Origin of the sequence: Trinickia mobilis (genome assembly GCF_017315705.1) — a bacterium.
GTDB classification, from domain to species: Bacteria; Pseudomonadota; Gammaproteobacteria; order Burkholderiales; family Burkholderiaceae; genus Trinickia_A; species Trinickia_A mobilis.
In genome coordinates, this window is the sequence record NZ_JAFLRF010000052.1 from 23,203 (window position 1) to 34,985 (window position 11,783).

Annotated in this window: 6 protein-coding genes and 1 pseudogene; 2 read left to right on the top strand and 5 right to left on the bottom strand. The window is 58.2% G+C overall.

Translation table 11 applies throughout. From position 1 onward, the window contains the following. Window positions 1–18: 18 nt before the first annotated feature. The 5 genes and pseudogenes from J3489_RS33295 to J3489_RS38105 form a co-directional block, all read right to left on the bottom strand. Window positions 19–4,206 (bottom strand): TIGR02680 family protein, encoded by a 4,188-nt coding sequence (locus J3489_RS33295; protein ID WP_207005071.1) that lies wholly within the window; start codon window positions 4,204–4,206, stop codon window positions 19–21. Further along, on the bottom strand, window positions 4,203–5,426 hold the full coding sequence (locus J3489_RS33300; protein ID WP_242540511.1) for a TIGR02678 family protein: 1,224 nt from the start codon (window positions 5,424–5,426) through the stop codon (window positions 4,203–4,205). Before J3489_RS33300 ends, J3489_RS33295 begins: the two co-directional genes overlap by 4 nt. Before the next feature lie 59 nt (window positions 5,427–5,485). After that, a complete protein-coding gene (locus tag J3489_RS33305) occupies window positions 5,486–7,018 on the bottom strand; it encodes a TIGR02677 family protein (RefSeq protein ID WP_207005073.1) in 1,533 nt (510 codons plus the stop codon). 191 nt (window positions 7,019–7,209) lie between these two features. Then, window positions 7,210–8,064, bottom strand: a complete 855-nt coding sequence (locus J3489_RS33310) for a helix-turn-helix transcriptional regulator (protein ID WP_207005074.1) — start codon at window positions 8,062–8,064, stop codon at window positions 7,210–7,212. 584 nt (window positions 8,065–8,648) lie between these two features. Beyond that, window positions 8,649–8,780 (bottom strand): annotated as a pseudogene (locus J3489_RS38105) (IS3 family transposase); the annotation flags it as partial. A gap of 287 nt (window positions 8,781–9,067) precedes the next feature. Between J3489_RS38105 and J3489_RS33320 the strand changes: the two are divergent. Next, on the top strand, window positions 9,068–10,960 hold the full coding sequence (locus tag J3489_RS33320) for a hypothetical protein (protein WP_242540512.1): 1,893 nt from the start codon (window positions 9,068–9,070) through the stop codon (window positions 10,958–10,960). Window positions 10,961–11,146: 186 nt separating this feature from the next. Beyond that, window positions 11,147–11,783: transposase (locus J3489_RS33325; protein WP_207005076.1), on the top strand; the 637-nt coding region annotated here is incomplete at its 3' end.

Consider the following 11,783-nt stretch of genomic DNA (forward strand, 5'->3'; position numbering starts at 1 on the left):
AAGGCTTTCAAACCGAGCTTACGAAATGTATCTATCTGGCTCAATGCCGCGTCGACGCGATTTTCCATCCCAGATCCAGCGAGAGACAAACACCGCATCGATTCCCTCTCGGCGCTGCAACTGACAAATGGCAACACCCGGGAGCTCCGCATAGCACGCCCATTCGCGCTCGCTCGTGATGACAAAGTCCAGGTCGAACTCGCGAATAAGGCCCATGCAATGTGCGCGCGCCGGATCGTCGATACCCGCAAACGCTTCATCGAGCAGCATCAGTCGCGGCGCGTACGGGTTGCTACTCTGACTGTAGAAGCTCGCAATAGCCGCGAATAATGGGACCGTCAATCCTAGCGCGCGTTCACCACTGGAAGCTGGGCCACTCAGCTTCTTCCATTGGCCTGCCTGTAGACGCTCTACACGAAAGCGATGCCAGCGGCGATAGTCAAGTGCACGTGAAAGTTGGTCAAAGAGGCTTCCTCCAGTGTCACCCGCACCCGGCAGGCTGGCAGACTCAGACCGGTCGCGTTCCGCCTTGATCTGCATGTGCAACATGTTTCCGACGACTCGTCGATCTTCCAGAGACCATAAATCGGCACTCGTGTTGAGAAGGCGTTCTCGCGCCGTTTCCAGACCGACTGGCGCCCCTTCCAGTTCGGTCAAGGGTTGCCAACGCAATCGATATCGCACCCCGGTCGACGTCGGCCGCTTCTCAAGCTCCTTGTTGACGGCATTTACCTGTGTTTCGGCGGCACGGAGCATACGCTGTATTTCGGTGGCAATTTCCGCCTGAAGGTGATTTTCAAGCACCGCGCGCTCATGTGCGGACAATAGCTCAGATCGTTGCGCAATTTCATCCGCAAGTCGCGCCGCCAGCTGATCCGGCCTTTCCGGCTTTCCGTGAAAAGTGACGTAAACGATAAGCCCCCAGTCGCTCGTCTCGGCTACAGCCTGGTGGCCCAGCGCGCCCAACGTGCGCTGCAGGTCCATCAGGTCTTCATTGACGCGCTTCTGTACACGTGTCCAACTGTCGTCATCATCCGCGACGTTGCCCAGCGCCTGCTCGATACGACGCGCCAATGTTAGTGCGGGGTCGATAGTCCACCCGACCACTGTGTCGGGAAGCTCAAGATCCGGCAACGCTGAAGACAGCAGGCTACTTGACGCAAACCGCTGCAACTGAACAATAGCGCGAGTTCTAAGTTCCATGCGCTCATCGAGCATTGCCTGTGCGTTCTCCGCCTTCTGAGCGGCCGTTGCGCGGCCTTCACCTGCAGCCCGACGCGCGTCATTCGCGCTCTTTAGAGCATCCTCCCCTGCTATCACCGTTTCCTTCGCCGCGTTCAGCTTCGCGAGAAGGCTCGCGACCTCTGCACCTACCGTATCACGTAGGGTCTCAAAACGCACCGCCGCTTCGTCCGCTTCCAGGCGGGCCTCCGCCAGCTTTTCCAGGGATTCCGAATGCTGAGTCCTGCTTTCCGCCTCCCGCTGCTGCTGCATTGATAAATCGGGTTGAGCGCGCCGATAATCTCGTCCAAGACTCACGACATCGTGATGCTTGTCAGTGCAGTACACCAGCGCTTCTTCAACGCGAGCCAGTGCATGTTCGTCGATTGGCAAGCGTAGATCAGTAGCGTCGTTTTGCAGAGTCTCCATCGCCGCCTGACGTGCCTGTTCGGCTTCACGACATTGCGCTTCCGCCCGGTCCAGTCGAGCGCGTACTGACTGGAAAGCCCGCATTGCGACTGCGACGGCCTGCATCGCGTTCAACAGTTCCGTATCCGCCGGTGCCGCTGACAACTCCCGATCAGCCTCTGCCCTGTCGCCAGCAAGCTTCTCGAGGTCAACGTGGATGTTCCCTAGGCACACATACAGGATTTTGAGTTCAATGCTGATTGCTTCCAGACGCTGCAACCGAGCAGCAGTCCGCGCGCGTTGCCCGATGTAGAGCGCCTGCGACTTGCTCCATGCCCCAGACAGTGAGCCTAGGCGGAAGCGACCCGTTGACGCTACCCAGGCCTCGCATCCCGCGTCGATGGATGTTTCATCAGCAGCACATGCCACTCCGGACAGCAAACGACGCACGATCTCGCCCGAAACTGGCCCATCGGGAGGGCAATCAGCGTTCAGCCAGTCGGAAAGACTCTCCCCCGAAACGGCTGGACGGGACGTCCATTCGCTATCCAGCCATGGCTGGCCATCTGTGCGGCGCACGCAACCATCGGCTGCCACCCATGCATCAAGCAAGCCCGACGCTTCCAATGAGGCCTCCAGACCCGCGCGCTGCACATCGACAAGATGCTCCTGAAAGTCCACCAGACTATAGAACGGTGCCCCAGGCAATTCCGTTCGCGTTTGCTCAGCTCGTACGTAAGGGACTGGAGGCGTGGGATCGCGTCCCGCGTTTAACTCAATGCGCTCGGCTTCGAGTTCACCGACCTGACGCTCGTACAGTTTGCGCTGTCCATTCAATGCCGCCTCGTCTGAGGCATATCGGGTCTGACGTTCCCGATGCGCGAGTTGCAGCGCGGCTCTTGCCGGGTTGTCTCCTTCTGGTTTCGCGACCCATTCCGTTAATGCTTCAATATTTTGATCCGCATCCCATTCGAGCTGAACCAGTTTCTCGGTATGGGTGACCCATGCATCAACAAGTGTCTGTCCGGCCTGCTCCGCTGCCATGTCCGCCTCGGCACGTCGCTCCGTGGCTTCGTTCAGTTCGTCCCTAGCGTCGTCAACATTGCGCTGAACTTCCTTCAGTCTCATATTCGCCTGTTCTACCGCACGATGACGTTGTTTCAGCATAGCAATCGCGTCACGGCGCCCCGTCGCGGCACTTCGAAGCTCGGCCCCCAGTACGTCAAAGTTTCGATCGTCAAGGGCGGCTAGTTCGGCAGGTGAAGCTTTAAGAAGAAGGTTCTCGCCAAATTCGAATGCCAAGCCCGCCTGTTCGGCATACGGCATGCAATCGTTGCGCGCACCAAGAAGAGACAATTCTATCGAGCGAACTTTCGCTGCATACTCCCCCGTTCGCGTTGCCTCCTGCTGCAGTCGCGCCTGACTCTGCTCACTCGCCCTCTCCTCTGACGCTACGGCTCGGCGACGGCGCTCGAGATCCTGCTCCGCATTCTGTAGCCGGTTGGCGTCCTGCATCGTCGGATTCGAGCGCAACGTTTCCAGTCGCGCGCGCTCCGCATTCAGATGGCCCTGCGCTTCCTCGAATGCCCTTACCGCATCCTCTTCTGCTGTCAGTGCAGTTTCTAGTATGGACTGCGCGGCATTTTTCGATTGGCTCGCGTTGTCAAACTCAGTCTGGGCTTGCCGTAGCTCTCGCGCCCGTCTGCGACTCTGTATGCGGGCGTAGCGCTCGTACCGGTTGTTAAAGCTGCCAACTGCCTTATGTAGCGCCTTGATGTCATCAAGCTGATGCCGATCTTCTTCAAGCTGGTTCAATGAATCAGCAACGTCCGTGAGCATATCCGCAGGCATCGGCGGAAGCGCCTCTGTCAGCGCATGCGAAAGACCAGCCTCGTCCGGCTTGCGCGAAAGCTGCGGCTGACGAAGCTGGATAAGCGTGTCCATCAGCGCATCGTATCGCTTCTCGCCAAGATTGAATAACTTCTCGTCTACCGCCCGGCGATACAACGTAGCATTGTCAAAAAGTTTTCCATGCCCCTCAACAGCTTCGCGCAAGCGCTCGCGGGTCAACACATTGCCGTGTTGACTCGTGAGCTGGAAATCCCTTCCGACCCGCGCGTCACCGTTATCTCCATTGGCGAGCATGAAAAACCATGCCTCTACGCTTGCTCGCCCTTCGACTGCAGACAGGCCGGCACCGAGGGTCAGATAGTGCACACGACCATCCCTGTCGCGCCGACCAAACTCAATCCATGTGTAACCAATCCGTCGCTTGTAGCCGCCAACGAGCAGATTCCATGCCATTTTCTTGCCGCTATCGCCATCCGGCTCTATTCGACTCGGACGCAGGTTTGCGTCGAAAAGAAACGGTAATGTAAGCGACAACACCTTCGACTTGCCAGTCCCGTTATTGCCACGAAACAACAGTCGACCGTCGTGAAACCAGAACTCTTCCACGTCATAATGGAACAGTTCGATGACACCAAGTCGTAGCGGCTGCCAGCGTTCCAGAACCGGCTCAGGGAGAACGGGAAATTCGGTCGTAACCGGTTTTCCGGAGACATCGTCTTCGCTCATTTTCCGAACAGTCCATTATTTGAGGGGGCGGCACCACGGTTGGCCGACTTTAATTGGGCGTCACCGATCGCAAATCGCGAAATGGCAGGGAAAGGCTGGACATTCCCATCGATGCACTCAATGAGGCGCAGGCTTTCCAACCGACCAAGAGCAATCGCCGCGAGCTCCTGTTCGGCACCCGGTTCACGGGCAGACTTGCGCCAGTAGTGCCCGTGAGAGTCTGTCGCCTCCCGAATGAAAGCCGTGATGGCGGCAACGGTCATAACACAAGAGGCGCCGCTTTCCCTTAATTTTGTTGCAAGGTGTTCTGCGACCAGTAGTGTGACGTGGCCCTCCGTCCCCTCGGCAGGCATCGCAATATCGGTTAACGTTCCATCATCTGTGAGCGCCAGCCCCTCTGCCCGTTGCTCTGCGATCAACCCTGTCGCTTCGCATAACCGGGCCGCTATCGCACCACGCTGGTTGGTAAAATAATTCAGTTCCTCTGGACCCAGTGACCCCATATAAACCACCGCATCATCAAGAAGGCGACGGGACAACGCATGGCGAATGGCGGTTCGCCGTCCATCTTCATTGTCTGGAACGTGCTCGCTGACCAAGGCATGGAGCCGCTCATCCAAACTGACAGGAGCATCCCCGGCGAGCCAGGTCGACGGACCTCGCGCTGCTGCGAGCATTCCGGACAACGCCCTTCGCTGAACGTCGTAGAGCGCATCCCCTTGAGAACCGGGCTGGAAGTGAATGAAGTCGTCTTCGTCTCCCGCAACGCGTGTCAGAACTCCCATCTCCAACAGGAGCCTGCACACAGCAACAAGCTCCCGACGTTCGGATGCGCTGCCAAGCGTGAACGAGAAGCCGCGCCCGGTCATCGCCGGGTCCGCCGCGAGGTCCATCACCCGCTCTCCCAGTTCGCGAAGGGTCGTCTGCAGGTCCGTGCGCTCCAGCACAGCACACGCAAGACACAGCAGCACATAGCGTCGCCGGTCAAAATCTGGCAGGCCACGCGTCGGATCGCTTGTATCTGATGGTCGCTTATAGAGCCTCGCGCCTTCCCGCTCAACAGCAAGGGTCCACCCTGTCTCACGTGCGAACCATTCGCGAAGCTTGTCAGCCTGACGACGAACCGATGGGAAACCGGCGTGCAGCGAACCGAGCAGAGGCCGCATCAGAAGCGCACGTAAGCCGTTCTGAAAGTCCTCCCGCTGCTGGCGTGCCTGCATTTCTCCAATCTGATGGCTTCCTGCCACCTGAGTTTTGCGCGGCCCACGAGGTGGAGTACTCATTTGAGGCCGCTCTCGCTGATAGTTAACATGTGGTCCCTTCCGCTAAAGATACCAGCTGGGGTGTGAATTTCGGCGCGAGAATTACTTCCGAGCGGCTCAAGCCGAATCAGCAGGAGACCGTCGCCAGTGTGGCGCTCGACCGGTACATCGGGATTCTTCTGCTCGCCAAGCGCCTCCCCTAACAGGCTCAGAAACAGGCCGAATGCGGAGGAATCAAGCTCGCCCAACTCTGATAGCCGTGTCGGCCGGCCAGTAGCCAGACGTCGTCTGGCTGCTTCGACTTGCCTAAACTCTTCGGCGAACTGAGCCGCCAGAAGTCCACGCTCAGCGCTGCGATTGCGGATTTTAGGTAGTGGCCCGCGTGGCGCCATTTCACCGTATTCACGTAGACGAGGATTGATTTCAAGAGGTGGTGCGTCGGCCCACGGGGTGTTGGCGGGCACATCAACGTCCGTTTGCGGGTTAGCCGAAAAATGACGGGAAGGATTAAGTGCAAACGCGGCGCGCCCGAGCCGATTTGCATCTTCATCGCTTTCGCAGGCCACAAACCATCCCGCCAGAATCCGGAAGTCCGCCGAACGGTCGCTGCGACCACTTCGGCGATCGTTAATGGCTGCGATCGCACCAAGCAGCTGCGGGATGGCGGTCCGAGCTTTTGATCTGAGCAAGTCCACCTGCGGAGGTGTCTGTTCGGTGGCAAGAAACCATCCTCGCAACCCCTTCCATCGGTCCAACCATTCCCGCCAGCGACGTGTACGCTCCTGTGAGGCTTCGAGCTCGTCACCTGGAGCGGCGTCCCGCGCCTCCCGTTCAGCGACCTGCTGCAAGGCAAAATTGATACGAGGAGCGATTTGCAAAAGCATGCTCGCAATGGCGTCGGAGCGGCGCACCAGGTCGCCCAGGAAACGCTCGAGATAATCGATGAGTCGCCGCTTGTAGGTGACCACAGCATTGGCCGCCGCCTGCTGGAGCTCAAGGCTGCGTGCCACTCCGGCCATGAAAGCCTGCGCGTTGTCCGCGAGCTTTTCGAACACCTGAACCAGATCGCGCAAAGCCTCGTGAACCTTTGGTACATCGAGTTCCTCTCCGGCATCGAGCAAAATTTGGAGAGTACTTAACCGGGATGCAATATCCTCAAGCGCGACGGTTTGCAGCTCCGCCCGACGACGAAGACTCTGACTGAACGTCGATAGCGCGGTCTCAACGGCCTCCCCGCCCACCGACAAACGATACAGAAATCGGGCGCGGTAGAAGTCGCTCAGAGTAGATACGCGGGCAGTGTCCGGCTGCGATTGGAGATTGCCCCACTCGGCAAGTTGAACCAGAGCCCCATTCACATCCTCAGGTCGCGGTGTGCCGTCAGACCAATTCGCTTCCGACAACACCTCGTCCGGACGCAGTTGCAACCGGTACTGCCTCTTCGCGGTCGCAAATACATCCAGAATGGCGCGATAAAGACGCGCCTTTTCCGCAGTGACATGCCGGAAGAGTGCTGCATTGTCTGTTATCGTCCGCACACCAGCCCCCATCGGGTGAACTGCTATCAGAGGAATGTTACAGCCTGCGTTTTCCTGTCACTTCAATTAAGCCGTCCTTCTGTGTTGCAGACGGCGCGAAAATACAGGGTCAAATAAGACAATTCGTATGCATCACTAATTAAACGACGCATTCCATCTCACTTTTCTTACATTACCTTACAACAGGCGACCTTTCCGACTAGCTATCGGAAAAGCCACGGCCCCACCTCTTCGCTGTTGCCCACGGCTAGCTGGTAATCCGGCGCGTGTTGTGTCCTGATGTCCACCGCAACCATGAGATCCTGCAGGAAATAGTGAAGCAGTGAACCACGGCAGCGTTCGTCACGATGTGCAGCTCCGCCAAAATATTCTTGCCGAATCACTCTTGTCTGTGGCTTGCTCAATCCCGGATGTGCGATAAGTTGAACCGTCACCCAGGTATTCCAACCCCGGTCACTCGCAGAGTTGTATTCCGATTTGCTATCCGTTCCACGAAAGGACGAAATCCGGCCAAGTGCGAAGTCACGGAAGCCCTGTGCACGCTCACAATACGCCCTTACATGCCATCGTCTTCCGGCCTTGACCAGTCCATGCGGCGATATTCGACGATAGTGCGACTCCGGATTTTGCATGGATGCGTACTCAATCTCCACGACGCTCTTGGAAAGAATTGCCTGACGGAGGGCCGCAAACGTCGCGGGCGCGGGCGCCGACAACTCTGGATATGACGCCCACTGAATGCAGTCACCTCTTCTGCCGGGATCATCGAGCGGAAGTCCAGTCAAAGTCAGATAGCGCGAAAGCGAAGCGGCACGGTTCACAGCCGTCGTGCATTCGATATCGAACTGTTTGTATGCACACTCAAGCGCCTTGAATGTCCGTGTTCGGGTATCCCAGCGCGTCGCGTCCGGGTAGACGTCACGCAACTCCTTTATCCACTGGCTCGCCCGCGTCTCTCCCATCCCGAACAGATTCATGACGCGCGAACGACCGATCTCGCCCTCCCATATGAGCAGCAATCGCATGGCATCAATACGACCTAGTGGCGACTCAAACATCGGCCCATATCCTTCATGGTGTGGTTGATACAATAAAATGTATCATACAATTTTTTGCATGACTTGCAAGCGAATTTACGCGGGCCTGTGGTTGATTCCGTCGCAGTCGGTTTGGACGCTCCACCAAACGTTTCTGTGTCCCCCGTTAGCAGGTAGCGGCGGTGAGGACGTGACGGGGTAGTTGCGTCGAAGCGCCCTCGGCGATGTTTCGGAATTGAGCGTTTGATCTGCCCGCAAGAAAGCGCCGCCGTTCGCGTTATGACACTCGACGCGAACACGGGGCCGCGATCCAAAAGTATCCGCCATCAGCTGGTATCAGCGTAATCGCCCAGACGAGGCTCTACCACCGCCTCAGATCATGACGGCGTGCATCGGCGATGCATCTCAAGCTGTAGCCGTACCGACGTTTCTGCGCGGCGATTGCCGTCATCCGGGCGGACAGTTCCGCGTCGTCAGTGCGGCGCGACTCATAACGGAACAGTGAACGCGAAATTCCTACCACCCGCAAGCCCGGGTGACACCCTTCGCGCGCTCGGTCATCAATGTCCGGACCGCCTCGCGTTTGGCTTGCGGGCTTGCTAATTTCGCGACAGCAGGTCCTTCAGCGCGGCATTGTCGAGCATCGACTCAGCCACCAGGCGCTTGAGCTTGCTGTTCTCCTGCTCCAGTTCTTTCAGGCGCTGCGCGTCCGAGACGGTTATCCCGCCGAACTTCGCATTTCTGTCGCAACGCGAAGACACGTCAACGAGCGTCTCAAGGCCGTCGAATCGACCGCAGGCGCCCTCAGCGGGCATTTGAAGACTGCCCTCGAGGTTCGCACTTGACAGTGCGCTCAATTCCTCATAACGTTTGCCGCGTGGGCTAGTTGCCGCCCGTCAGCGTGTGCACTCCCTCCTCAGGGGGTACGGCAAAGGCAGATTCCGCAGCACCTCAAAACCGAGTTTCCGTCCCGGAGCCCGGCAATGCACACCGTCGATAAAGGCTCTGCTGACTGGAGACTGGTATGTCTTCCCGTATTGCCATGCCTTTGGAGGCGCAAGCCTCTGCCTTGGTGTCGTTCCTCGCTCAAGCGAGACATTCGCTTCCACTTGAAACTGCGCTCGAAATTTGTGGCTCGATGCGAGCTGCCAAAGAGCCGCCTGCGCGCTCTCTGAAGTCTGGGCTTGCTAGGCAGAATATCGAGGTCAAACACACGTCCTGCCTGAAGGCCCTCGCGATGATGGACGGTTTCGAGGGTCACGTTTCTCGGCCGAAACCCACGTGGGTTGTTGCCCAGTACACGTTTGATGCGCCCGCCGTCTCGCCCAAAGTGAAGTCCCATCGGAAGAGCGCCGATGCGACGGCAGACCTTTGCACCCGGCTGACTGAAGACCTCGCTGGTACCAAGGAGTCGCCGTACGCGCGAGTCGTGCGCAATGCCGACTACCTGGAATTCATTTTTATCGGGGAACCACAGCCCGGAGCACGTTATATCCTGGCATGCAAGAACCTCGACGGGTCGGCAGCAGAAGCGCAGGAAGACCAGGTGTTGAGCGCCGTGGAACGCGTCAGGCGAGTTGTGGAGGGGCAGTTCAGAGGATGGCTCGACGGAGCAGTGAAGATTTCCCGGCAAAAGGCAGGTAGCCTTCGCCTTCTTAAAGATGGCGAACCCGTAGCGGAAGGCCCGGAGTCCGAGATTCTCGCGGCATGTGAGCGTGACGAAGAATTTGAACTCGAAGCTGAATCGCTGTTGCGCCTTCCCGCCAGTACCCGTCGCTATCAAATCTGTCACGTGGGTGCTAATGGCGGCGAGATTACACCAGCCGAAGATACGCTCGTTGAGCGTATGTGGCGACGTCTTGAGGCGTTCTACCGGTTTAATGAGGAAGACTTCTCCTGGTTCCTGTCCAGGCGCCAAAAGGAAGAAGACGAAGGGCGATTCCAAAACGATGGCATCGATACCGGTCGGTTGGTCGTTGCGCTTGGGAACGCGAACATCCCTGTCAAAGAAGCGGTATCTAAGGTCGGCATGAGCGATGAGCAGTGGTCAGCCATGATGCAGACCGAGGAAATTCCGCGCCAGACGCTGCTCAAACTATCGGAGCTGCTACGGCTTTCCTCCGCAAACGAACTCTATTTCGATTCACGCAACCCTGTCTGGATTCCTGTGACAGGCGGCGAAGAAATCGCCCTCTGGATGCAAAACTTCGACCATCTGCATATCTCCGTGTCGGGTATCGCTGAAGGTGCGCCACTTGCACAACGGAGCCGCGATCAGCTGAGACGACTGCATCACCGGAAGGCAGACCCTGCTACGTTGCAGGCTGTGCTGTCCGAAGCGGAAGCCGCCGGGCTTCGTCTGTGCGCGACCATCGGGAAGCAGTTCGTCTCAGACCTGCCTGTTGCGCGCGAGCGACTGGCGATGGTCGGTCAACTGTCCTTCTGGGACCGAAAAGAAATTGAGAGTATGGGGCCGCCGCAGAAAACGGTCGACGAAGATGAAGGTCAACCGTGGACTTCGATGGACGACGAGTACCTCGAACGATTCAACTCCGTCGACATGACAGTCGGGGACCTGATTGCGCTTCAGGAGGAAGTCGCGCGGGCGCGTCGTGATGGTCAGGAACCGGGCTGGGAAACGTCGACGTTCGCTTCAATCCGCGTCTTTAGAGGAAAGCCCGACTCGGCACATCGCTCACACACGGCGATGACCCGCATGACCGCGCTGAGCCACCTGATTGAAACTGGTGCACTCGGTGTGTGGTTGGAAAATTCGAATGAACCGGGTGTCGAGCTGGTGCCGAAGAATGTTCTTCATGCAGCGGCGCGTTGCCGACTGATTCGCATTGGAAACAAGCCGGGATTCGACGTGAAGACGTTCCGCAAGCTTGCCCTTGAACTCGTAGTCCCAGAGTAACTCGCTTCGACGGTTACCCCCTACGCGGGATGCCTAGCGGGACTAAAGATTTATCCCCGGCAGGCCTGAAGACCTCGGCCTTCAGGCCGGGGATGAAAGGCGGATGTAGACAGCGCAGCAGGGATGTTCTGATTTTTTAAGGGGAAGCGAGGGCGTGCCTATACGGAGAAGCAACCGTATCGGCACATGAACCTCACCACCCGCGTCCTGCGCTTCAGACTGAAAGACAAGCATGCCCCGCTGTTGTGTGAGCTCGCGCGCGACGTGAATTTCGTGTGGAACTACTGCAACGAACTCTCCCAGAAAGTCTGGCGACGTGAAGGCCGGTTCCTGTCGGGCTACGACTTTCATCCGTATACCAAAGGCGCGGGCAAGGCGGGGCTGGGACTGCATTCGCAGACCATCCAGGCCATCGGCGAGGAGTACGCCGTGCGTCGGAAGCAGGCCCAGAAAAGCCGGCTGCGCTGGAGTGTGTCAGGTGGACCGCGCCGCTCGCTCGGCTGGATCCCGTTCAAGGCAAGTGCCCTCCGCTATCGGAATGGGCAGGTGTTCTTCGCGGGCAAGGCGCTCTCCCTGTGGGACAGCTACGGCCTGTCGAAGTATGAGATAGGTGCCGGTAACTTCAGCGAGGATGCTCGGGGGCGGTGGTACCTGAACGTGACCATCAAGGTGGCGAAGAAGCCCAAGCCGGCGACTGGTGAGATCGAAAAATCGGTCGGCCTTGACCTGGGACTGAAGGATTTCGCTGCAACGAGCGATGGCCACGTCATCACCCTCGGCCGGCATTATCGCAAGCTCGAGACGGCGCTGGCGAAGGCGCAGC

Coding starts and splice junctions, on each gene's coding strand:
- J3489_RS33305 (WP_207005073.1), bottom strand. CDS start 7,018: ATGGGGGCTGGTGTGCGGACGATAACAGACAATGCAGCACTCTTCCGG.
- J3489_RS33300 (WP_242540511.1), bottom strand. CDS start 5,426: ATGCAGGCACGCCAGCAGCGGGAGGACTTTCAGAACGGCTTACGTGCG.
- J3489_RS33295 (WP_207005071.1), bottom strand. CDS start 4,206: ATGAGCGAAGACGATGTCTCCGGAAAACCGGTTACGACCGAATTTCCC.
- J3489_RS33310 (WP_207005074.1), bottom strand. CDS start 8,064: ATGTTTGAGTCGCCACTAGGTCGTATTGATGCCATGCGATTGCTGCTC.
- J3489_RS33320 (WP_242540512.1), top strand. CDS start 9,068: ATGTCTTCCCGTATTGCCATGCCTTTGGAGGCGCAAGCCTCTGCCTTG.